This window comes from Pseudomonas sp. GD03903 (assembly GCF_029840045.1).
Classification (GTDB): domain Bacteria; phylum Pseudomonadota; class Gammaproteobacteria; order Pseudomonadales; family Pseudomonadaceae; genus Pseudomonas; species Pseudomonas pseudonitroreducens.
The window spans coordinates 124,403-145,749 of sequence record NZ_JAOCBT010000014.1 but is presented as its reverse complement, the minus strand read 5'-3'; the positions used below and the strand labels follow the sequence as shown (position 1 = coordinate 145,749).

Sequence of the window (21,347 nt, the reverse complement as noted above, 5' to 3'; positions counted from 1 at the left end):
TCAGGCTGGAATCGCGACTTTGTCGAGCAGCCGGTCGATCACCTGATCGGCGCCGACGCCATCGGCCACTGCGTCATAGGACAGCAGCAGGCGATGGCGCAGCACGGGATGCACGACAGCGCGCACATCGTCGGGCGTCACATAGTCGTTGCCGGCCATCCAGGCGTGCGCGCGGGCGACCCGGTCCAGGCTGATGCCGCCGCGCGGACTGGCGCCGACCTTCAGCCAGCGGGCCAAGTCAGTGTCGTAATCGGCCGGGCGGCGCGTGGCATTGATCAGGTCGATCAGGTAGCGGTCGATGGCGGCGGCGACGTGCACATCTCCCACCTCCCGGCGTGCGGCGAACAGCGTCTCCTGGGCGAGCGGGGTGATCTCGGCGGGCGCCTCGGCGGACTGCTGGCGGCGCTCCTCGGTACGCACCAGTTGCAACACGCGCGACTCGTCCTCGACCTTGGGGTAGTCGATCAGCAGCTTCATCAGGAAGCGGTCCATCTGCGCTTCGGGCAGCGGGTAGGTGCCCTCCTGCTCGATGGGGTTCTGCGTCGCCAGCACCATGAACAACCCCGGCATGCGGTGCGTCTGCCCGGCCACGGTGATCTGGCGCTCTTCCATGGCCTCGAGCAGCGCCGCCTGGACCTTGGCCGGCGCGCGGTTGATCTCGTCGGCGAGGATGACGTTGCCGAACAGCGGGCCGGGCTGGAACTTCAGCTGGTTGCCCTGCTCGGTCTGCTGGAGGATCTCGGCGCCGGTGATATCCGACGGCAGAAGGTCGGGGGTGAACTGCACGCGGCTCATGCGCGCATCGAGGTGGCGCGACAGCGCCTTGACGGTGCGGGTCTTGGCCAGGCCGGGCAGACTCTCCAGCAGGACGTGACCATTGGCCAGCAGGCCCAGCAGGATGTGCCGGACGGTTTCTTCCTGGCCGAGGACCTGCGCCGATACGGCGGCTTCCAGGCCAGCAATCTGTTCACGCGTGGACACGGGGATGATCCTTGTACCGTGGGTTCGGGGTCCTTGCCGCTGGCGTACTGGAGCTGCCCTCCAGACACACTGCCGTGCCACGGCCTGTTGGATAACAGTAGCCCGCTTGCAACACTTCGCTATGGAAGCGCGTTGCCATACTGCGAACCGGCAGAACCACAGCCGCTGGCGGCAGCGTGCCTGGCGTTCCTGGCTTGCGCCATCGCCACTTCGAGCAGTGCGAGGCCCGCGCAGCAATGCGCGCGGGCCACGTGCAGCGGCGCCGGGAAACGCTCACTGCTCCTGGTAGTGCATGAACTTCTCGAGCATCTGGTCCACGGTGAAAGTGGCCGGGCGCTGGCGCGGCGGGAACTCCTTGAACGTGGTGAGGAACTGCTGGACACGGATCATCGCCGGCAAGGCCACCACTGCCACCTTCTTGTCCCACCAGACGTTGTAGCTGTTGGAGTCGGTGTCGGCGCGCTCGAACGGATCGCGCCGCAGGTTGAAGACCTTGGGAATCCGCAGGTCGACGAAGGGGTCGCGCCACACGTCGAAGCGCTTCGCGCGCTGCTCGGAGAACACCACCTTCCAGTCGCCATCGCGCATGCCGAGCAACTTGCCATCATCGCTGAAATAGTAGAAGTCGGTGCGCGGGCCCTTCTCGCTTCTGCCCTCCAGGTAGGGCAGGAAGTTGTAGCCGTCCAGGTGGACCTTGAACTGCTTCGGCCCGGCCTGGTAGCCCTTGAGCAACTGCTCCTTGACGTCGCTGACGCCCGCGGCGGCCATCAGCGTCGGCAGCCAGTCCTGGGCGGACATGATGTCGTTGGACACCTCACCGGCGTTGAAGTGATTCGGCCAGCGGACGATGGCCGGCACCCGGAAGCCGCCCTCCCAGTTGGTGTTCTTCTCGCCGCGGAACGGCGTGATACCCGCATCCGGCCACTGGTTGAAGTGCACGCCGTTGTCGGTGGTATAGAGCACGATGGTGTTTTCGCTCACGCCCAGGTCGTCGAGTTGCTTGAGCAACTGGCCGACGTGGCCATCGTGCTCGAGCATGCCGTCGTTGTAGAAATCCTGCCCGGACTTGCCCGCCACCTTGTCGCTGATGTGCGTGTAGTAGTGCATGCGGCTGGAGTTGAACCAGACGAAGAAGGGTTTGTCGGCCTTGACCGCCTTGTCGATGAAGTTCTTCGAGGCTTGCAGGAATTCTTCGTCGATCGTTTCCATGCGCTTGCTGTTGAGCGCGCCAAGGTCCTCGATCTTGCCATCGGCGGTGCTGTGGATGACGCCGCGCGGGTGGATCAGCTTGTCGATGGCCGGGTTCTTCGTCCAGTCGGGGTCTTCCGGCCCCTCTTCGGCATTGAGGTGGTAGAGATTGCCGAAGAACTCGTCGAAGCCGTGGTTGGTGGGAAGGAACTCGTCGCGGTCGCCCAGGTGGTTCTTGCCGAACTGGCCGGTCATGTAGCCCAGCGGCTTGAGCAGCTCGGCCAGCGTCGGGTCCTCTTTCTGGATGCCGATCGGCGAGCCGGGGATTCCGACCTTGGTCAGGCCGGTGCGCACCGGGTGCTGGCCGGTGATGAAGGCCGCACGTCCGGCGGTGCAGCTCTGCTCACCGTAGTAGTCGGTGAACATCACGCCCTCGTTGGCCAGGCGATCTATGTTGGGCGTCTTGTAGCCCATCATTCCGTAGCTGTACTTGCTGATGTTGGTGATGCCGATGTCGTCGCCGAAGATGACCAGGATATTCGGCTTGTCCGCAGCCAGTAGCGCTGTCGGCAAGGACATGCATGCAAGCATGAGCGTGGCGATGCCACACCAATGAGCCAGACGAGAACCCGATTTCATTGTTGTTATAGCCTTGTTGCAGGGAGTTGGGCTGGTTTCGGCGCAGCGCTCAGAATCGATTGAAGATGTCACCTACGCTGGCCGGGATTCCCCCGAGCCCTGCCGTATCGGCCCTGGGTGTCGGCACATGGTCCTGAGTGGCGGCACAGGAAAGCCCCACTGCCGCGACAAGGAACAGGCAAGCCAATAAGCGCATGGCGATCTCCTACATTCGGCACCGGCCGCTGCAGCGTTGTTATTGCCTGCAAGTGTTCGGAAGAAGCGCACCTGTTTTCTTGGCTTTTCACGTCAGGTTTTTTTCATTTCACGTCAGCGAGACGCCTCCTGGCCTACGCACTGCCCGGCGTAGCCGAGCAAATGGCATGCACCCGGAGAGGCCATGCGCTGCGCATTAATTTCACCCGGAACCTAAAGTCGGCTTGCACATCGCATTTGGCTATCTAGGCTGATTCCACAGTCCCCTCTCGATGGGGAAGCAGCAGTCGACTCCAGACAGCATTCGGAGCATTGAGCCGCCACAGGCCTGCATTCGTGGCGGTTGGTAACGGTATGCACTCGGAGCGCCAGATGAACGCGGATCACCCACGAATCAAGCCTGCTTCTGTTTATCTGTTGTCGACAGTTTTCCTGGCTTGCCTGAGCAGCCCTGCACTGGCGGGCGGCATCCTGATCTACGAAACCGGGCAGGAAGGCAACGGCCTCGCCAACGCCGGCTCCGCGGCATTGGCCAACGACCCCAGCGTGCTGATGAGCAACCCGGCCGGCATCGCCGAGCTCAAGGGCACGCAGATCAACGCCAACGCGCAGGTGATCCTCGGCGACATCCGCTTCTCCCGCGACAGCAACAACCAGTTCGATGGCAACGAAGGCGGCAATGCCCTGCAATGGCTGCCCGGCTCCAGCCTGTTCATCAGCCACCAGATCGACGACCGCTCGGCCATCGGCTTCGGCATGTACGGCAACTTCGGCCTGGCGCTGGACTATGACGACGACTGGGCCGGGCGCTATTTCACTCAGGAAGCGGCGATCATCGGTGTGTCCTTCCAGCCGACCCTGGCGCACAAGTTCACCGACCAGCTCACGGTCGGCATCGGCCCGCGCATCGTCTATGGCTACTACCGCACCGAGATGGCGATCAACAACAACCTGCTCGGGTTGCGCGACCGCCCCGACGGCCAGCTGGAATACAAGGACACCGACGTCGGCACCGGGGTCAACCTCGGCCTGCTCTACCACCTGAGCGACAGTACGCAGATCGGTTTCGCCTACACCAGCAAGGTCAAGCTGGAGTTCAAGGACAGCCCCGATGTACGCAAGGTCAGCAACCCGATCATCAATGCCGCGCTGAATCGCCTGGACGTCGACTCCCTCGAGCTGGACATGAACATCCCGCAGACAGCGACCCTGAGCATCGCCCACCAGCTCGACCCGCAATGGAAGCTGCTGGGCAGCCTGGGCTGGCAGGACTGGAGCGACTTCGGCCAGATCGGCGTGGAGGTCGATGCCAACGCCGGCGGCGTCGACCGCACCGTCGACCGCCAGTACAAGGACACCTGGCACGCCTCGCTCGGCGCCCAGTACCAGGCCAATCCACGCCTGCGCTGGAGCATGGGGCTGGGCTACGACAGCTCGGCGGTGGACGACAAGGACCGCACCGTGGACAACCCCATGGGCGAAGCCTGGCGCCTGGCGACCGGGGTGAACTACCAGCTTGACGAAGGGCTCGACCTGCACCTGGCCTATACCCTGGTGTGGCTCGGCGACATGGACGACGAGCAGACCAAGTCACGCTCCGGCGAAACCCTTTCCGGTACCTATCGCAACGCCGCCCTGCACATCCTTGGCGGCGGTGCGACCTGGCGCTTCTGATATTCCGCGGCAGAAGCAGCACTCACGCGACGAAGAACGCGACCCAACACCTGCAGTACCTATAAGGAGCGACTCGATGCACAGCAAAATCCTGGCCCTGTGCCTGGCTTCCCTCACCCTCGCCGGCTGCGCAAGCAAGTACGTCGAGCCCGAGAAATACTCCGGCTTCCTCAAGGACTACAGCGTCCTCAAGGAAGAAAAATCGCCCTCCGGCGCCCCGGTGATGCGCTGGATCAAGCCTGGTATCGACGTCAGCCAGTTCACCAGCGTTTATGTCGAACCCAGCCAGCTCTACCCGCAACCCCAACCCAGCGAGAAGATCCCGCAGAGTACCCTGAGCGGCATCACCCAGTACTACGACCAGACGCTGAAGACGCAATTCTCCAAGGTCCTGCCGCTGGCTGACGGTCCTGGCCAGGGTGTGCTGATCGTGCGCCCGGCAATCACCGCCGTGAGCGCCGCCACCAAGGGCCTGCAGCCTTACGAGGTGATTCCCATCGCCTTGATCGCCGCTGGCGTCAGCACCGCGACGGGCATCCGCGACCAGGACACCAGCATCGCCACCGAAGCGGCCTTCCTCGACGGCAGCGACGGCAAGGTGGTCGCCGAAGTGGTGCGCAAGGGCGCCGGCACCGAACTGGAAAACTCCTCCCAGGTCATGTCCGCCAACGATGCCAAGGCCCTGCTCGATACCTGGGCGCGGGACATGGTCAAGTCCTACGAGCAACTCAAGCGCAAGTGATGCCCGGAGCCTGGCTCGCCTTCAGGAGCCAGGCCTCCCGAGGTTCGAACGCCGCCATTGGCGTGACGGACGCAGCAACCTGCAGGTTGCCCTCGCGCCGTTCACTCGACCGCGTGCCCCGGGGGCGTTGGCAGCGCTTTCATCACGCAGGCTTCAAATGAGAATGACAATTTCTTAACAGCCATAACGCCAATATCGCCGCCATTCGCGAGCGACGACCCGGGCACTGCATGGCCCTGCTCGTCGTCGACAAGAACCCATTGGAGCGGCGATTGATGAAAGTGCACGGTGCCTCGTTAGTGATCCTGATAGCAGTCGGAACTGCAGCGTTGCTGGGCATCGGCACGGCATACGCGGCATCCGACGACGAGGGCATCGTGGTCTACGACGCCCAGCACGAATCGCTGACCAAAGCCTGGAGCGAGGGCTTCACTCGCGATACCGGAATCAAGGTCACCCTGCGCAAGGGTGACGACATCGAACTGGGCAACCAGATCGTCCAGGAGGGCAAAGCCTCCCCTGCCGATGTTTTCCTGACCGAAAACTCCCCAGCCATGATGCTGGTCGATCATGCCGGGCTCTTTGCCCCCGTCGACCCGAGCACGATTGCCCAGGTCGCGGCGCCGTTCAGGACAGCGCAAGGTCGCTGGGTCGGTATCGCGGCCCGCTCGACTGTGTTCGTCTACAACAAGGACCGGGTGAAAGAGTCCGAACTGCCGAAGTCGCTGCTGGAGCTGGCCGAGCCGCAATGGATCGGCCGCTGGTCCGCGTCCGCGGCAGGTGCGGACTTCCAGGCGATCGTCGGTGCGCTCCTCGAACTGAAAGGCGAACAAGCCACGCTCGACTGGCTCGACTCGCTCAAGGCAGGCGCCAGGAACTATCGAGGCAACAATGCGGTTCTGAAGGCCGTCAACGCCGGCCAGATCGATTCCGGGGTGATCTACCACTACTACTTCTTCGGGGATCAGGCCAGGACCGGGGAGAACAGCAACCACACGGCATTGCACTACTTCAGGAACCAGGACCCCGGCGCCTTCATCAGCCTGTCGGGCGGCGGCGTATTGGCTTCCAGCAAGCACCCTCAGCAAGCCCAGGCATTCCTCAAGTGGATTACCGGGAAGAAGGGGCAAGCCATCCTGCGGGAGGGCACCTCGTTCGAATATGCCGTGGGTGAAGGTGAACCGTCGAACCCGCAGCTGGTCCCGCTGGACCAGCTGGACGCCCCTGTCATCGACGTATCCAGGCTGGACAGCCAGAAGGTCGTGGACCTGATGATCCAGGCAGGCCTGCTCTAAGTGACGGCGCAACAATTCGAACCCGATGCACGCCTGCATGGCGGCCGGGGCAAGGTATTGCGGCAGCCCACCCGGCTGATGCGGCGCTGGCGCCAGCGATCGGCTCACCCCTGGGTGCTGGGAGCCGCCCTGGTGGTTTCCGCCGCCGCCTTGCTGCCGCTGTTCTTCGTGGTTGCCGCGGGCTTTCAGGGCGGGCTCCCGCTCATCTCCAAGCTGGTGTTCCGCCCACGGGTTGCGGAGCTGCTGTACAACACGGTGATCCTGGTTGCGTTGACCGTGCCGCTTTGCGTGTTGCATGGCGTCGCGATGGCCTGGCTGACAGAGCGCAGCACTCTTCCCGGCAGGCGCCTGCTGTCCTTGCTGGTGGTGGCCCCGCTGGCTATCCCGGCGTTCGTCCACAGTTACGCGTGGATCAGTCTGGCACCCTCGATTCACGGGCTGTTTCCGGCAGTGCTGGTTTCGCTGATCGCCTATTCCCCGTTCATCTACCTGCCTGCGGCGGCAGCACTGCGGCGGCTTGATCCGGTCCTGGAGGATGTCGCCGAGTCACTTGGCAATCCGCCTGCCAGGGTCTTCTGGCGAGTCGTGCTGCCACAGCTGCGGGTGGCGATCTGGGGCGGATCACTCCTGGTCGCCCTGCACCTGCTGGCCGAGTACGGCCTGTTTGCGCTGATCCGCTTCGACACATTCACGACGGCAATCTTCGACCAGTTCCAGTCGTCCTTCAGCGGCCCTTCGGCCAACCTGCTGGCAGGCGTATTGGCCCTGGGCTGCCTGCTGCTGCTGAGCCTGGAATCCACCACCCGCGGCTCGGCGCGCTACGCCCGGATCGGCTCCGGCAGCCCACGCTCTGCGCCGCTGACCCGACTTTCGCGGCGCTGCTCGGTGCTGGTCCTGGTGCTGTGCGCGGGGTTCACCGCCGCCTCCCTGGGCGTCCCGCTGGTGACGCTGGGGAAATGGCTCGGGGCGGGCGGCGTTGCCGTCTGGAGCTCGAGCGAACTGCTGGTCTGCCTTGGCCAGACGGTGCTGCTGGGCGCCGCCGGGGCGCTGCTCACAACCATTGCCGCGGTGCCAATGGCCTGGATTTCGGTGCGCGCACCGAGCCGCTTCCAGCGCCTGCTCGAAGGCAGCAACTACATTGCCAGCGCGCTCCCCGGCATCGTCATTGCGCTGGCGCTGGTGAGCGTGACGATCCGCTTTGCGCAACCGCTGTACCAGACCCTGTTCACCGTGCTGCTGGCCTACGTCTTGATGTTCCTGCCACGTGCGCTGGTGAGCCTGCGAGCCGGTCTTGCCCAGGCTCCGGTCGAGCTGGAGAACATCGCCCGCAGCCTGGGTCGCACTCCCCTGCAGGCCCTCTGCGGCGTCACCCTGCGGTTTGCCGCGCCAGGTGCGGCAGCGGGCGTCGCCCTGGTGTTCCTCGCCATCGTCAATGAGCTGACGGCGACCTTGCTGCTTTCGCCGAGCGGCACCGCCACCCTCGCCACCGCGTTCTGGTCAAAAACCAGCGAGATCGATTACGCCGCAGCCGCGCCGTATGCCTTGCTGATGATCCTCCTTTCACTGCCCCTGACCGGGATTCTCTACCACCAATCCAAGCGAGTAGCAGGTCGATGAGTACGCTCGAACTGAAGTCCGTGTCCCGGTTCTTCGGCCCCTATGCAGCGATCGAGAACTTCAGCTTGTCGGTACCGGCAGGCAGTCGCGCCGCCATCGTCGGTCCCTCCGGCTCGGGCAAGACTACCCTGCTGCGCCTGATCGCCGGCTTCGAGGTGCCCGATCTGGGCACGATCACGCTGGGCGAAACCACGCTGGCCGATGACGAGAGCTTCGTTCCGGCGCACCGCCGGGTCATCGGCTACGTTCCACAGGACGGTGCACTCTTCCCACACCTGTCAGTGGCCGAGAACATCGGCTTCGGTCTGCCCAAAGGCATGGCGAGCCGCACGCAACGCATTCATGAGCTGCTGGACATGGTCTCGCTGAATGCCTCCATGGCGACACGTTGGCCACACGAACTGTCGGGCGGCCAGCAGCAGCGCGTTGCCTTGGCCAGGGCGCTCGCCCAGAGCCCCAGACTGATGCTGCTCGACGAGCCGTTCTCGGCCCTGGACAGTGGCTTGCGCGTGACCATGCGCAAGGCCGTTTCGAAGGTACTGAACGACGCAGGCGTGACGGCCATCCTGGTGACCCATGACCAGGAGGAAGCGCTTTCCTTCGGCGACCAGTTGGCGGTCATTCGCCAGGGGCGCCTGATCCAGGCCGGGGCACCGAAAGAGCTGTACCTGCGCCCGACTGACGAGGAGACGGCTGCGTTCCTCGGTGACGCCCTGGTGTTTCCAGCCCGCATTCACGACGGCTGGGCAGAATGCCCGCTGGGCAAGGTCAGGGCCGGCGCGGACGCCGCCAATGGACACGCGCAGATACTCCTTCGCCCCGAGCAGCTGCACCTGAGCCCGCAGGCCATGTTCCCGACCAGCCCGGACGGCTGCTACGCCGTGGTCGTCGGCAGCGACTTCGGCGGCGACAAGTGCACCGCGATGGTCCAGCTCGAAGCGCCATCTGCCGGGGCGCAGGCCAGCCCGGCCGCCCTGACGATTGCGGTCAGAGTGCCGGCGATGGATTGCCCTGCTATCGGCACGCGAGTGCACCTGTTCGTCAGCGGCACTGCCCATCTCTTCGCAACACCGGCCTAGCTCGTTTCCTGTGGGTGCGCGAGTTGCCGACATAGCGTGGCGAACCGGCGACTACTTCACCGCCCAGCAGGCTCCGCAAGGGTAACGCGCGGCAATCGTGCGTCACCTTCCGCGCGCAAGCGCGACCTGGAGGCGTGGGCGCGCCAGATCACTCGCCAAGCGGCCCTGCGCTCATGTATTCCCAAGGCTATAGAGATCGCGGCCGCTCACCGCGAAATCCGCGCGGCGCGGATCGCGCTCCTGGCCGACCGATCGCTCTGCACGCCGCGCTTGAGCTGACCCTGCAACGAGCAGGAAGACCTCCCGCAGCTCTTCGAGCGGCCTCAGTCTCAGCTAAGTATTGGCCGGTAGGCTCTCCTCCACGCCAACTGATGCGTAGCCGGAGAGACGCCTCGAATGAACCCAACCAGCACAAGCCACTGGCTCAACAAGGTCCCGGAAGTGACGTTGTCCTTCTGGATCATCAAGATCATGTCCACCACCGTGGGAGAGACGTTCGCCGACTTTCTCGCGGTGGATGCAGGGCTCGGCCTGGGCATCACCACCGCGGCCATGGCGCTGTTGCTCGCGGCTGCACTGGCCTGGCAATTGCGCACCCGCGCCTACACGCCCTGGATCTACTGGCTGACGGTCGTCGTGGTGAGCATCCTCGGTACGCAGTTGACCGACATTCTCACCGACGAGCTCAACGTCAGCCTGTATGTCAGCACGGCAGTGTTCTCCGTACTCCTGGCGGTCAATTTCGGCTTCTGGTACGCGATCGAGCGGAATCTTTCCATCAAGGAAATCGTGACCCCGCGGCGCGAGATCTTCTACTGGACCACGGTGCTGTGCACCTTCGCCCTGGGCACTGCCGCCGGCGACCTGGCGACCGAGGCCCTGAGCATGGGCTTCACCGTCGGCGTCGTGCTGTTCGGTGCGCTGATCGCGGCGACCTTCGTGGCCTGGAAGCTCGGCGCGGATGTCGTCCTGGCCTTCTGGACCGCCTACATCCTGACTCGCCCGTTCGGCGCCTCCCTGGGCGACCTGCTCACCCAGGCCAAGACCTACGGCGGCCTCGGCATGGGCGCCACCTGGACCAGCGCCATCTTCCTTTGCGTGATCCTGATGCTGGTGACGGTAGCCCAGCTCGGCATCGGCAATAGCAAACGTCTCACTCAGTAATGCTGACTTCTTCCGAGGTTTTACCAATGCCCTACTTCAAGAAAATCATCTGCAAGCTCGCCCTCGCCTCTGCCATCGCCCTGCTGGGCCTCGCCGCGGGCTGCTCGAAGCCGGACGAGCCCAAGGTCGGCGCCAGCCAGCAGACCAGCTCCGCCCAGGCTACCCAGCTTGGCGATCTGTCCGAGTTCCGCAACATCGCCGCAGACGTGAGCGCACTCGTCGAGCAGAACCAGCTGGAAAAAGGCAAGGCGCGCATCAAGGACCTCGAACTGGCGTGGGACGAAGCCGAGGCCGGCATCAAACCTCGCGCCGTCAGCGACTGGCATACACTCGACAAGGCCATCGACCGGGCGCTGGATGCGCTGCGCGACAGCAATCCGCAGCAGGCGAACTGCAAAGCGGCCATGGACGACCTGATGAAGGTATTCGATAAACTCCAGGGCCAGCGCCAATCGTAACGTTCGACAAGACTATCCTTCCCGGGACAAACGTCCGGGGTCGATGCACGGCCGCCTCACTGGCGACCGTGCATCGCGCATTTGCAATCCAGAGGCCGACGTATGCGGGTACTGCTTGTCGAAGACGACGCCATGATCGCTGAGGCCATCGAAGGCGCGCTGGAGGATGCCGGCTATGCCGTCGACTGGGTGAACAACGGCCCCAGCGCACTTTCAGCCCTGCGCGCGCAGGCATATGACCAGATCCTGCTCGACCTCGGCCTGCCCGGGCGCGATGGGTTGAGCGTACTCGCCGATATCCGCTCGCAGGACAACCCCGTCCCCCTGGTCATCATCACCGCACGAGACAGCCTCGACGACCGCCTGAAAGGGCTGGACGGTGGCGCGGACGACTATCTGCTGAAACCCTTCGCGATGGCTGAGCTACTCGCACGGATGAGGGCGGTGATGCGCCGCAAGGGAGGAAATGCCTCCCCCGCGCTCAGCAATGGCGTGGTGACGCTCGACCCTGTTTCAAAGCACGCCAGCAGCTCGGAAACCCAGGGCGTCCTGCTCTCCAACCGGGAGTTCAGCCTGCTGCAGGCGTTGCTGATACGACCTGGAGCGATCCTCTCGCGCAGCGAACTGGAGGACCGCATCTACGGCTGGGGGCACGAGGTTGAAAGCAACGCGGTCGAGTTCCTGATCCACTCGCTGCGCAAGAAACTGGGCACTCACGTCATCAAGAATGTCAGGGGAATGGGATGGATGGTCTGCAAAAGCGACTGAGGGATTCCGTGCAGTTCCGCCTCTCCCTGGCGCTCTGCGTGACCATCCTGATTGTCGCCATGCTCGCGGGCATCTTCGCTTTCGTATCGGCCTACGACGAAGCGCTGGAGATGCAGGACAACACCCTGAAGCAGGTTGCCGCGCTGTTCGAACGGCAGCAGATGACCCTGCAATACCCGGCGGCTGCCCCCGCCATCGCGGGAGACAACGAAGAAACCCGGGTCGTTGTGCAGTATCTGGCAGACAGCGCCAATGCGCCCGGCACGGGCGACAACAGCCTGCCGCTGCCGATACCGAGCACGCTGCAGGAGGGTTTTTCCACCGTGGCCGTTGCCGGCGAGGAGTTCCGCGTGCTGGTGCGTACCACCGCCGGCGGGCAGCGTATCGCCGTCGCCCAGGAGACCGGCAGCCGCGACCGCGACGCGCGCGAGAGCGCCTGGCGGGGGCTGCTTCCCCTGGTGATCCTGATCCCGGTCCTGCTGCTCGTCGTGGCGGACCTGGTTCGCAAGTTGTTCCGACCGATTGCCACGCTCTCCAGCGAGCTGGATCGCCGCGACGAGCAGGACATGGCGCCCATCGAGACGCGCCATCTGCCCACCGAGGTGCGCTCGTTCGTCCTCGCGATCAACCGCCTGCTGGGGCGCGTTGCACGGTCAATGGAATCGCAGCGGCGCTTCGTGGCAGATGCCGCGCACGAACTGCGCTCCCCCCTGACCGCACTGTCCCTGCAGGCGGAGCGGCTTGCAGCCACGCCAATGCCCGAGCCGGCCAGGGAGCGCTTGAGCAAACTCCGGCAAGGCATCGAGCGTGGCCGCAACCTGATCGACCAGCTACTGGCGCTCGCCAGTGCGCAGTCCTCGACGGCTGCGCCCGAGCAGCAGGTGTCGGTGCACAAGGTCTACCGGGCGGTGCTGGAGGAACTCCTGCCGGTCGCAGACAGGAAGCAGATCGACCTGGGCGTCGAGGGGGATGACTGCGAAGTGGTGGTCAACGAATTCGACCTGCAGATGCTGATCAGGAATCTGGCTGACAATGCGGTGCGCTACACGCCTCCCGGCGGCAAGGTCGATCTCCTGGTGCAGCGTCGCGGCGCCGTCATCGTTCTCCAGGTCCGGGACACCGGCCCCGGTATCCCCGAAGCGGAGCGGGAGCGGGTTTTCGACGCCTTCTACCGCATCGCGGGCAGCGAAGAAATTGGCTCAGGCCTGGGCCTGTCGATCGTCAGTGCGATAGCCCACCGACTCGGCGCGAGGATAACGCTGGATTACTCGGACCCCGACAGCAGGAGCGGCCTGTGCGTCCAGCTCGAATTTCCCGCCTGAGGCTGCTGCAACGGCAAGCCAGGCGGGAAATTCGAGCTGGAGGGGTACGTCAGGCTCTGCGCAGCGGCACTTCCTGCAGCAGCCAGGACAGCATGAAGGCCACGCCGCTGACCACGCATGCCACCAGGAATACCCAGTGCATCGACCCGGAGAATGCCTCCAGATAGGTCTGCTGCAATGCGGCGGGCAACGCATGCACGGCAGCCGGTGAGAGGTTGGCGGGCGACCCGGCACTTGCCGGGAAGCTGCTGGTGAGCCGGCTCATCAGTTCATGGGAAAAGAGTGCGCCGAACACCGAGACGCCAATCGAGCCACCGATGGAGCGGAACAGCGTCGCGCCGGAGGTGGCCACGCCCATATGGCGGAACTCGACGCTGTTCTGCACCGCCAGGATCAGCACCTGCATCACCATTCCCAGCCCTGCCCCCAGCAACGCCATGTAGAGATTCATCTGCAGCATGGACGACTGCAGGTCGAGTCGACTCAGCAGTGCCAGGGCAATGACCTGCAGCAGGGTGCCGAGGATGGGGAATACCCGGTAGCGCCCCCACCGGCTGATCAGGCGACCGGTGATCGCCGACACCACCAGCATCGCCCCCATCAGGGGCAGCATCTGCAATCCCGCGCTGGTGGGCGTGGCGTCCTTGACCACCTGCATGTAGAGCGGCAGGAAGGTCACCGAACCAAACAGCGAGACCCCCACGGTGAACCCGATCAGCCCGGCCAGCACGAAGGTGCGGTGGCGGAACAGGTGCAACGGCATGATCGGCTCCGCGGCGATTCGCTGCTCGTGGACGAAGCCGACCACTCCGACAATGGCGAAGAGCGCAAGGCACATGATGTCGATCGACGTCCACGGCAGAGTGCTGCCGCCCAGGCTGGTGATCAGCACCAGCGAGGCGAGCGCCAAGGTGAGGAAAAAGGCGCCGAAGTAGTCGATGACGTGTTTCACCCGGGCAACGTGGGGGCGGAACGCGCTGCCGATTACCAGCAACGCGAGCAAGCCCAGCGGCAGGTTGATGTAGAAGATCCAGCGCCACGACAGGTGCTCGACCAGGAAGCCGCCCACCAATGGACCGACCACCGTGGCGAGGCCGAACACGCCACCGAACAGCCCCTGGTAGCGACCACGCTCGGCCGGCGGGATGACATCGCCGATCGCCGCCATCGCCACCACCATCAGCCCCCCGCCACCCAGCCCCTGGAGAGCCCGCAGGACAATCAGCTGGGTCATGTTCTGTGCCAGCCCGCAGAGTGCCGAGCCCAGCAGGAACAGCACGATGGCGGTCTGCAGCACCAGCTTGCGGCCATACAAGTCGCCGAATTTGCCGTACAGCGGCACCACCACGGTGGATGCCAGCAGGTAGGCGGTCACCACCCATGACAACAGGTGCAACCCGCCCAGCTCGCCAACGATCGTGGGCAGAGCGGTGGATACGATGGTCTGGTCCAGCGCCGCGAGAAACATCACCAGCAGCAGTGCTGCCAGCAGCAGTGGAATGGATGGCCGGGTCGCCTCGCCGTCGTGTGCAGGACCGGCGCTGGTGCCCAGGGATTGATTGGAAGCCGATTGCATGGGGCTGACCTGATGAGATGGGACGTCGTTGGGTATCAATCGTGTGGCGGCCGCGCTCAGGACTTCGCTGGCGTGGCGCGCTGGTGGTACTGCCGGCCGACTTCCTGCAGGCCCGCCAGGGTGAAGCTGTAAAGCTGGGCGACAACCATGTCCGCGGGCATGTCGAGAATGTCGCGCAAGGCGCCATGGCCCCCGCGCGGGCCGATCAGCAACATTGCCCAGGGCGCGGTCACGCTGAGAATGCAGGGCACCAGCGCGGGATCATCGGCCGCTATGCCGGTGATCTCGCTGAACAACTGCTTGAGCAATGTCAGCTTCAGCGCCTTCTCCGGGTGCAGGACTTCCTGGGCATGGCTGCTGGGTGCCAGGGCCTCGGCCGCCAGCACTCGCAGATGCCAGCTCTCCCGCCCGCGTGCGGCCTTGCGCACGACCAGTTCGGTCAATGCGCGCAATTTGTCCGGCGCCGGCTGCTCGCTCTGGATGATCCGTTGCAGGTCGGCGATATCCAGAAAGCGCCGGCGGGCCTCCCCCAGTACCGCCTGGTAGAGACCATTGCGGTTGCCGAAGTGGTAGTTGATCGAGGCCAGGTCGACTTCAGCCTTGGCCGCCACCGCCTTGTTGCTGGTTTCGCCAAAGCCGAGGTTGGAGAACAGCTCGCCGGCCGCCTCCAGGATGCGGATGCGCGTCGCTTCACCGTCTTTTCGGGATTCGCGGGAGGCCATGGTGACTCCTGAACAATCTGGCAATGTCGGCAAGCCTGGCCCAGGTTAAATCTAAATTCAATTTAAATTTAGATTTTAGCGACGAAGGGCGACACCCGGCAGAAATGGCGGACTCAGGTTGGTGGGATGCGCAAAACACCAGGCTTGCCTAAAACATATGGATAGCCGTATATTCGATTATCCATATATGAAGATGAAGCCATGATCACCCCACCCGAAGTCTTCAAGAGCCTGGCTGACGAAACCCGCGCTCGCGCCACCCTGCTGATCGCCAGCTTGGGCGAGCTCTGCGTCTGCGAGCTGATGTGCGCCCTGGGCGACAGCCAGCCGAAGATCAGTCGCCACCTGGCGCAATTGCGCAGCAGTGGCCTGCTGCTGGATCGCCGCCAGGGCCAGTGGGTGTATTACCGCCTCAACCCCGAGCTGCCTGCCTGGGTCCACGAGATGCTGCAGGTCACCCTGCGAGCCAACACGCAATGGCTGGCCGACAACAGCCTGCGCCTGCAGAACATGGACGGCCGCCCCGTCCGTGACGCCGCCTGCTGCTGAGCCCATTCGAGCGAGTCATCCATGCTGGTCGCCATTGCTGTCTTCGTCTTCACCCTGGTTCTGGTCATCTGGCAGCCCAAGGGGCTTGGCGTTGGTTGGAGCGCCGCCCTGGGGGCGTTGATTGCCCTCGCCGCGGGCGCGGTTTCCCTGCACGACATCCCCACCGTGTGGGCCATCGTCTGGAACGCCACCGCCACCTTCGTCGCCGTCATCATCATCAGCCTGCTGCTGGATGAGGCCGGTTTCTTCGAATGGGCCGCACTGCACATAGCGCGCTGGGCGAATGGCAGCGGCTATCGCCTGTTCGCCTTCTGCATATTGCTCGGCGCCGCCGTCTCGGCACTGTTCGCCAACGACGGCGCAGCGCTGATCCTCACCCCCATCGTCATGTCGATGCTGCTCGCGCTGCGCTTCCCTCCCGCCGCGACGCTGGCGTTCGTCATGGCCGCCGGCTTCATCGCCGATACCGCAAGCCTGCCGCTGGTGGTGTCCAACCTGGTGAACATCGTCTCGGCGGATTACTTCGGCCTGGGCTTCGCCGAATACGCCTCGGTGATGCTGCCGGTGAACCTTGCCAGCGTCGCGGCCACCCTGCTGGTGCTCCTGCTGTTCTTCCGCCGCGATATCCCCAGGCAGTACGCACGCGAGGCGCTGAAGGAGCCAAGGTCGGCGATCCATGACCGTGCCACGTTCATCGTCGGCGGCTGGACGCTGCTGCTGTTGCTGGTCGGCCTGTTCGCCCTGGAGCCGCTTGGCGTCCCGGTCAGTGCCGTGGCCGCTGTCTGCGCAGCGCTGCTGTTTGCCGTCGCCGCGCGTGGCCAGCGCATTTCCACCCGGCGTGTGCTGCGTGAAGCGCCCTGGCAGGTGGTGATCTTCTCCCTCGGCATGTACCTGGTGATCTACGGCCTGAAGAACGCCGGCCTCACGGACTTTCTTGCCCAGTTGCTCGACCGCCTTGCCGAACAGGGCCTGTGGAGCGCCGCCATCGGTACCGGGCTGCTCGCGGCGCTGCTTTCCTCGGTGATGAACAACATGCCCAGCGTGCTGGTCGGCGCCCTGTCGATCCAGGCCAGCGGCGCGGAAGGCCTGGTGCGCGAGGCGATGATCTACGCCAACGTCATCGGCTGCGACCTCGGCCCGAAGATCACTCCCATCGGCAGCCTCGCCACGCTGCTCTGGCTGCATGTGCTGGAGCGCAAGGGCGTGCGCATCACCTGGGGTTACTACTTCAGGGTCGGCATCCTGCTGACCCTGCCCGTCCTGCTGATCACTCTTTCGGCCCTGGCGCTGCGCCTGAGCCTCTGACGTCCGCCCTGAGCGGAGGAGCTTTCCATGCGAGTCCTGTTCATGTGCACGGCCAACAGCTGCCGCAGCATCCTCTCCGAAGCGCTGTTCAACCACCTGGCGCCGCAAGGCTTCGCGGCGATCAGCGCAGGCAGCTTCCCCAGGGGCCAGGTGCTGCCGCGCAGCCTCACCACCCTGCAACAGGCCGGCATCTCGATCGAGGGGCTGAGCAGCAAGGGCAACGATGCCTTCGAAGGCAACCCACCGGACATCGTCATCACCGTCTGCGACAAGGCCGCCGGCGAAGCCTGCCCGGTGTACTTCGGCCCCGCGCTGAAATCCCACTGGGGCCTGGAAGACCCTTCGGATGTGCAGGGTGATGAGGCAACCGTCGACGCGGCCTTCCGCGCCACGCTGGCGCGCATCGAGCTGCGCTGTCGGGCCTTCCTGGCCCTGCCCTTCGACACCCTCGGCCGCGACGAACTCAAGCGCGAGCTGGATCGCATTGGCGCTCTCTGAGCAGGAGCAAGACATGTCGGAACAACTGCCCAACCTTGACCTTTCGCTGTTCGACCAGCCGCCGGCGGCAAACCGTACCAGCGAGCACAAACCGCGCATCCTGCTGCTCTACGGATCGACCCGCGAGCGCTCCTTCAGCCGCCTGCTGGTGGAAGAAGCCGCACGCCTGCTGGAGCACTTTGGCGCCGAAACCCGAGTCTTCCACCCTTCCGGCCTGCCGCTGCCTGACGACGTGCCCGTGGAGCACCCCAAGGTACTGGAGCTGCGTGAGCTGGTGCAGTGGTCGGAAGGCCAGGTGTGGTGCTCGCCGGAGCGTCACGGAGCAATGTCGGCGGTGTTCAAGGCGCAGATCGACTGGATTCCCCTGGCGCTTGGCGCCATGCGCCCCACCCAGGGCAAGACACTGGCGGTCATGCAGGTTTGCGGCGGCTCGCAATCCTTCAACGTGGTCAACCAGCTGCGCGTGCTCGGCCGCTGGATGCGCATGTTCACCACCCCCAACCAGTCCTCGGTGCCCAAGGCCTACCTGGAGTTCGACGAAGCGGGCCGCATGAAGCCCTCGCCCTACTACGATCGGGTGGTCGACGTCATGGAAGAACTGCTGAAGTTCACCCTGCTGCTACGTGATCGCCAGGAGTTCCTGGTGGACCGTTACTCGGAACGCAAGGAAAGCGCCGAACAGCTGTCCGCGCGCATGAACCAGCGTTCGATCTGAGGTCGCCATGCCCATTGAAATCAGACCAGCACGCGCCGAGGACGCCCCGGCAATCCTGGCCATCTACGCGCCGATCGTGACCACTACGGCAATCTCCTTCGAGGAAGTGCCGCCGACCATCGAGGAGATGCGCCAGCGGATCGTCACGACCCTGCAGGCTTATCCCTACCTGGTCGCGCTGCGCGACGGGCGCCTGGCCGGCTACGCCTACGCGAGCCAGCATCGGGCGCGCGCCGCCTACCGATGGGCGGTGGATGTCACGCTCTACGTTGCCCAGGGCGAACCCCGCACCGGCATTGGCCGCCGCCTTTACGCCGAGCTGCTGACCCTGCTCGCACGGCAGGGATTCAACGCCGCCTATGCCGGTATCGCCCTGCCCAATGCGGCCAGTGTCGGCCTGCATGAGCAAATGGGCTTCAGGCACTTAGGCACCTTCCCACAAGTCGGCTTCAAGCTCGGCCAGTGGCACGATGTGGGTTACTGGCGCCTGGCGCTCGGCGTGCAGAGCAACTCGCCTGACGAACCCCGTCGATACCCGGAGATCGCCGGCTGAGCCCTCATCCGGCAACGGCAGGTGGATGCACTGCCGCAAAGACCGGTACCCGACCTGCAACGTTGGCCTGTTCAGGCTGCCGCTCCTCTTCAGGCAGCGATGAGAAAGAGGAAGGCGTATTCCGCTGCGCAGCCGAAGACCTGGCGCTGGACCTGGTGGTTGCCTGCGCCACCAGAGCATCGCCTCGGCGCAGACCGGCGGAACGATGTGGTGCTGCACGTCAATGTGGCCTTGTTGGATGCTCATTGTTGTTCTGCCTCTCCTGCGGCTGGCCATGACCTGGAGATAAAAGATTGAACATCAGTGTTCAAATTTATAAGCCAATGCCCAGCACCGACAAGAACTGAAAATTCTTTACATCCTACAAAAACATTAAAAAACAATCATATATCTCAGAAAACGGTGAGTCTCGTGAGCGTTTCCGGATATTTGATCATTGACTCAAATTGAACACGAGTGTTCAATCATTTCCAGTTCGATTCTGGAACCCAGGCCAATGGAAGATCTCAACCCCGTGCAACGCCGCATTCACCAGGCAGCCCTGCGTCTGTTCGCCGAAAAGGGCATCAGCCAGGTCAATATCAGTGACCTGGCCCAGGAAGCCGGCGTGGCGCGCGGCACCGTCTACAACAACGTGGAGAACATCGAGCAGCTGTTCCGCCAGGTTGCCAGCCAGTTGAGCAAGGAGATGCACCAGCGCGTGAGCAGGAGCTTCGCCGAGCTGCAGGACCCGGCCGAGCGCCTGGCCAACGGCATTCGCTTCTTCATTCGGCGCACTCACGAGGAACCGCAGTGGGGCGCCTTCCTCAATCGATTCGCGATGAGTGATAGCGCGTTGCGGGAAATGTTCTACAGCCAGGCCACCACCGACCTGCTCAGCGGCCTGCAGGGCGGCCGTTACCGCTTCCGCCAGGAGCAGTTGGTGACAGTGATCTCGCTACTGGCCAGCGCCACCCTCGGCGCCATGTTCCTGGTCATCGAGGGCCTGAAGACCTGGCGTGACGCTGGTAGCGATACCGCTGAACTGGTGCTGCGCGCACTGGGTGTGGAAGAAGCCGAAGCACGACGCCTGGCGACACTCGACCTGCCGCCGCTGGCCGCGCGCGACTGACCACGACGGACTGATTTCCGCCAACCGACAACACCTCCGCTCGCCGGAGGTGCGGGCCCGGCCTTGCCCGCGAAAAGGCTACGGAGAACAACAACAATGACTCGAGCCACCGACCTGCCCGCGCTGGCAACGCCCCAGCCGGCGCGGCATCCGCAGCCGACAGTGAAGGCCCGTGAGCTGGCCTGGCTGATCTTCGAACGCCCGGACCTGGAGCTGGCCGAGCGCTTCCTCGGCGACTTCGGCCTGCTCCTGGCGCGTCGCGATCGCGACTGCCTGTACTTTCGCGGCACCGGCGCGGCGCCCTGCTGCTACCGGGTACAACGGGGCGACACCGCGCGCTTTGTCGGTTTCGGCCTGGCGCTGGGTAGCCGCGAGGACCTGCAGCGCGTCGCACGACTTCCCGGTGCCTCGGCCATCGAGAACCACGACGCCCCCGGGGGCGGCCAGCGTGTGCGCCTGCATGATCCTTCCGGCTTCCTCGTCGAAGCGATCCACGGCCAGCAGCCGGCAGCGGCGCTGCCCCACCGCCCGGCACTGCCACTCAACCAGGTCGATGCGGCGTCGCGCATCAACGCCACCCAGCGTCCCCCCATCGCGCCGCCGGAGATCATCAAGCTCGGCCACGTGGTGCTGGAAGTCGCCGACTACCAGGCCACCTGCGCCTGGTACACCGAACACTTCGGCTTCATTCCTAGCGACGTGCAGGTGCTGCCCGACGGCTCGCCGGCGGTGACCTTCCTGCGCCTGGACCTGGGCGATACGCCCGCCGACCACCATACCCTGGCGCTCGCCCAGGGCTTCATGCCCGCCTACAGCCACAGCGCCTATGAAGTGATCGACGCCGACGCCGTCGGCATCGGCCAGCGCGTGCTGCGCGAACGTGGCTGGAAACATGCCTGGGGCATCGGCCGGCACATCCTCGGCAGCCAGATCTTCGATTACTGGCAGGACCCCTGGGGCCACAAGCACGAACACTACTGCGACGGCGACCTGTTCACCGCCGAACGCCCCACCGGGCTGCACGCGGTCAGCCCCGAAGCCATGTCGCAGTGGGGCCAGCGCATGCCACGCAGTTTCACCAAACCGGTGATGAATATCGCCGCCCTGCGCGCCCTGCTGCACAACCTGCGGCACAGCCCGGATCTGACGCTGCGCAAGCTGCTGACGCTGGCGCGAATGTTCGGCTGAGTTCCCGA

The 21,347-nt window shown here is 64.5% G+C and carries 20 protein-coding genes; 16 read left to right on the top strand and 4 right to left on the bottom strand.

Annotated elements, in window-relative coordinates; all coding sequences use genetic code 11:
* Positions 1 to 981: a MoxR family ATPase gene (locus N5C91_RS21305; RefSeq protein WP_279831827.1), complete on the bottom strand. Its 981-nt coding sequence runs from the start codon at positions 979 to 981 to the stop codon at positions 1 to 3.
* A 273-nt stretch (positions 982 to 1,254) separates the two neighbouring features.
* Complete coding sequence (locus N5C91_RS21300; protein ID WP_279831826.1) at positions 1,255 to 2,748, bottom strand: arylsulfatase; 1,494 nt, start codon at positions 2,746 to 2,748, stop codon at positions 1,255 to 1,257.
* 627 nt (positions 2,749 to 3,375) lie between these two features.
* Here N5C91_RS21300 and N5C91_RS21295 point away from each other — a divergent pair.
* From N5C91_RS21295 to N5C91_RS21255, 9 genes are all read left to right on the top strand, one after another.
* Positions 3,376 to 4,677, top strand: a complete 1,302-nt coding sequence (locus N5C91_RS21295; protein ID WP_279831825.1) for an OmpP1/FadL family transporter — start codon at positions 3,376 to 3,378, stop codon at positions 4,675 to 4,677.
* 76 nt (positions 4,678 to 4,753) lie between these two features.
* Positions 4,754 to 5,419 (top strand): DUF3313 domain-containing protein, encoded by a 666-nt coding sequence (locus N5C91_RS21290; protein ID WP_236170614.1) that lies wholly within the window; start codon positions 4,754 to 4,756, stop codon positions 5,417 to 5,419.
* A 275-nt stretch (positions 5,420 to 5,694) separates the two neighbouring features.
* On the top strand, positions 5,695 to 6,714 hold the full coding sequence (locus N5C91_RS21285) for an iron ABC transporter substrate-binding protein (protein WP_279831846.1): 1,020 nt from the start codon (positions 5,695 to 5,697) through the stop codon (positions 6,712 to 6,714).
* A 78-nt stretch (positions 6,715 to 6,792) separates the two neighbouring features.
* Positions 6,793 to 8,331, top strand: coding sequence for an iron ABC transporter permease (locus N5C91_RS21280; RefSeq protein WP_279831845.1), 1,539 nt, complete (start codon positions 6,793 to 6,795; stop codon positions 8,329 to 8,331).
* The gene (locus N5C91_RS21275; RefSeq protein WP_279831822.1) at positions 8,328 to 9,410 is read left to right on the top strand and encodes an ABC transporter ATP-binding protein; all 1,083 of its coding nucleotides are present in this window, start codon (positions 8,328 to 8,330) and stop codon (positions 9,408 to 9,410) included. The genes N5C91_RS21280 and N5C91_RS21275 overlap by 4 nt, the downstream gene beginning before the upstream one ends.
* A gap of 396 nt (positions 9,411 to 9,806) precedes the next feature.
* A complete protein-coding gene (locus N5C91_RS21270) occupies positions 9,807 to 10,574 on the top strand; it encodes a hypothetical protein (protein WP_236198817.1) in 768 nt (255 codons plus the stop codon).
* A 26-nt stretch (positions 10,575 to 10,600) separates the two neighbouring features.
* Positions 10,601 to 11,032, top strand: a complete 432-nt coding sequence (locus N5C91_RS21265; RefSeq protein WP_236170617.1) for a hypothetical protein — start codon at positions 10,601 to 10,603, stop codon at positions 11,030 to 11,032.
* Between the two features lie 102 nt (positions 11,033 to 11,134).
* A complete protein-coding gene (locus N5C91_RS21260) occupies positions 11,135 to 11,800 on the top strand; it encodes a response regulator transcription factor (protein ID WP_279831819.1) in 666 nt (221 codons plus the stop codon).
* Positions 11,776 to 13,122, top strand: coding sequence for an ATP-binding protein (locus N5C91_RS21255; protein WP_279831818.1), 1,347 nt, complete (start codon positions 11,776 to 11,778; stop codon positions 13,120 to 13,122). The genes N5C91_RS21260 and N5C91_RS21255 overlap by 25 nt, the downstream gene beginning before the upstream one ends.
* Positions 13,123 to 13,171: 49 nt before the next feature.
* Here N5C91_RS21255 and N5C91_RS21250 read toward each other — a convergent pair whose 3' ends face one another.
* Positions 13,172 to 14,698, bottom strand: coding sequence for an MDR family MFS transporter (locus tag N5C91_RS21250; RefSeq protein WP_236170620.1), 1,527 nt, complete (start codon positions 14,696 to 14,698; stop codon positions 13,172 to 13,174).
* Positions 14,699 to 14,754: 56 nt separating this feature from the next.
* Positions 14,755 to 15,420 carry a TetR/AcrR family transcriptional regulator gene (locus tag N5C91_RS21245; protein ID WP_279831815.1) on the bottom strand — a complete coding sequence of 222 codons (666 nt, stop codon included), beginning with the start codon at positions 15,418 to 15,420 and terminating at the stop codon, positions 14,755 to 14,757.
* Between the two features lie 201 nt (positions 15,421 to 15,621).
* Here N5C91_RS21245 and N5C91_RS21240 point away from each other — a divergent pair, with 201 nt between their 5' ends.
* From N5C91_RS21240 to N5C91_RS21210, 7 genes are all read left to right on the top strand, one after another.
* Positions 15,622 to 15,969 (top strand): metalloregulator ArsR/SmtB family transcription factor, encoded by a 348-nt coding sequence (locus N5C91_RS21240; protein ID WP_279831812.1) that lies wholly within the window; start codon positions 15,622 to 15,624, stop codon positions 15,967 to 15,969.
* Between the two features lie 21 nt (positions 15,970 to 15,990).
* Positions 15,991 to 17,274 carry an arsenic transporter gene (locus tag N5C91_RS21235; protein ID WP_279831811.1) on the top strand — a complete coding sequence of 428 codons (1,284 nt, stop codon included), beginning with the start codon at positions 15,991 to 15,993 and terminating at the stop codon, positions 17,272 to 17,274.
* A gap of 27 nt (positions 17,275 to 17,301) precedes the next feature.
* The gene (locus N5C91_RS21230) at positions 17,302 to 17,772 is read left to right on the top strand and encodes an arsenate reductase ArsC (RefSeq protein ID WP_279831810.1); all 471 of its coding nucleotides are present in this window, start codon (positions 17,302 to 17,304) and stop codon (positions 17,770 to 17,772) included.
* A gap of 13 nt (positions 17,773 to 17,785) precedes the next feature.
* Positions 17,786 to 18,487, top strand: coding sequence for an arsenical resistance protein ArsH (gene arsH / locus N5C91_RS21225; RefSeq protein WP_279831808.1), 702 nt, complete (start codon positions 17,786 to 17,788; stop codon positions 18,485 to 18,487).
* 7 nt (positions 18,488 to 18,494) lie between these two features.
* Entirely contained in the window at positions 18,495 to 19,040 is a 546-nt protein-coding gene (locus N5C91_RS21220) for an arsinothricin resistance N-acetyltransferase ArsN1 family B (protein ID WP_279831805.1), read from the top strand.
* Positions 19,041 to 19,536: 496 nt separating this feature from the next.
* Positions 19,537 to 20,151, top strand: a complete 615-nt coding sequence (locus N5C91_RS21215; RefSeq protein ID WP_279831804.1) for a helix-turn-helix domain containing protein — start codon at positions 19,537 to 19,539, stop codon at positions 20,149 to 20,151.
* Between the two features lie 96 nt (positions 20,152 to 20,247).
* Positions 20,248 to 21,339 (top strand): VOC family protein, encoded by a 1,092-nt coding sequence (locus tag N5C91_RS21210; protein ID WP_279831803.1) that lies wholly within the window; start codon positions 20,248 to 20,250, stop codon positions 21,337 to 21,339.
* Positions 21,340 to 21,347: the final 8 nt, after the last annotated feature.

Coding starts and splice junctions, on each gene's coding strand:
- N5C91_RS21285 (WP_279831846.1), top strand. CDS start 5,695: ATGAAAGTGCACGGTGCCTCGTTAGTGATCCTGATAGCAGTCGGAACT.
- arsH (WP_279831808.1), top strand. CDS start 17,786: ATGTCGGAACAACTGCCCAACCTTGACCTTTCGCTGTTCGACCAGCCG.
- N5C91_RS21265 (WP_236170617.1), top strand. CDS start 10,601: ATGCCCTACTTCAAGAAAATCATCTGCAAGCTCGCCCTCGCCTCTGCC.
- N5C91_RS21235 (WP_279831811.1), top strand. CDS start 15,991: ATGCTGGTCGCCATTGCTGTCTTCGTCTTCACCCTGGTTCTGGTCATC.
- N5C91_RS21260 (WP_279831819.1), top strand. CDS start 11,135: ATGCGGGTACTGCTTGTCGAAGACGACGCCATGATCGCTGAGGCCATC.
- N5C91_RS21275 (WP_279831822.1), top strand. CDS start 8,328: ATGAGTACGCTCGAACTGAAGTCCGTGTCCCGGTTCTTCGGCCCCTAT.
- N5C91_RS21220 (WP_279831805.1), top strand. CDS start 18,495: ATGCCCATTGAAATCAGACCAGCACGCGCCGAGGACGCCCCGGCAATC.
- N5C91_RS21210 (WP_279831803.1), top strand. CDS start 20,248: ATGACTCGAGCCACCGACCTGCCCGCGCTGGCAACGCCCCAGCCGGCG.
- N5C91_RS21240 (WP_279831812.1), top strand. CDS start 15,622: ATGATCACCCCACCCGAAGTCTTCAAGAGCCTGGCTGACGAAACCCGC.
- N5C91_RS21250 (WP_236170620.1), bottom strand. CDS start 14,698: ATGCAATCGGCTTCCAATCAATCCCTGGGCACCAGCGCCGGTCCTGCA.
- N5C91_RS21300 (WP_279831826.1), bottom strand. CDS start 2,748: ATGTCCTTGCCGACAGCGCTACTGGCTGCGGACAAGCCGAATATCCTG.
- N5C91_RS21270 (WP_236198817.1), top strand. CDS start 9,807: ATGAACCCAACCAGCACAAGCCACTGGCTCAACAAGGTCCCGGAAGTG.
- N5C91_RS21230 (WP_279831810.1), top strand. CDS start 17,302: ATGCGAGTCCTGTTCATGTGCACGGCCAACAGCTGCCGCAGCATCCTC.
- N5C91_RS21295 (WP_279831825.1), top strand. CDS start 3,376: ATGAACGCGGATCACCCACGAATCAAGCCTGCTTCTGTTTATCTGTTG.
- N5C91_RS21215 (WP_279831804.1), top strand. CDS start 19,537: ATGGAAGATCTCAACCCCGTGCAACGCCGCATTCACCAGGCAGCCCTG.
- N5C91_RS21290 (WP_236170614.1), top strand. CDS start 4,754: ATGCACAGCAAAATCCTGGCCCTGTGCCTGGCTTCCCTCACCCTCGCC.
- N5C91_RS21255 (WP_279831818.1), top strand. CDS start 11,776: ATGGATGGTCTGCAAAAGCGACTGAGGGATTCCGTGCAGTTCCGCCTC.
- N5C91_RS21245 (WP_279831815.1), bottom strand. CDS start 15,420: ATGGCCTCCCGCGAATCCCGAAAAGACGGTGAAGCGACGCGCATCCGC.
- N5C91_RS21280 (WP_279831845.1), top strand. CDS start 6,793: ATGCGGCGCTGGCGCCAGCGATCGGCTCACCCCTGGGTGCTGGGAGCC.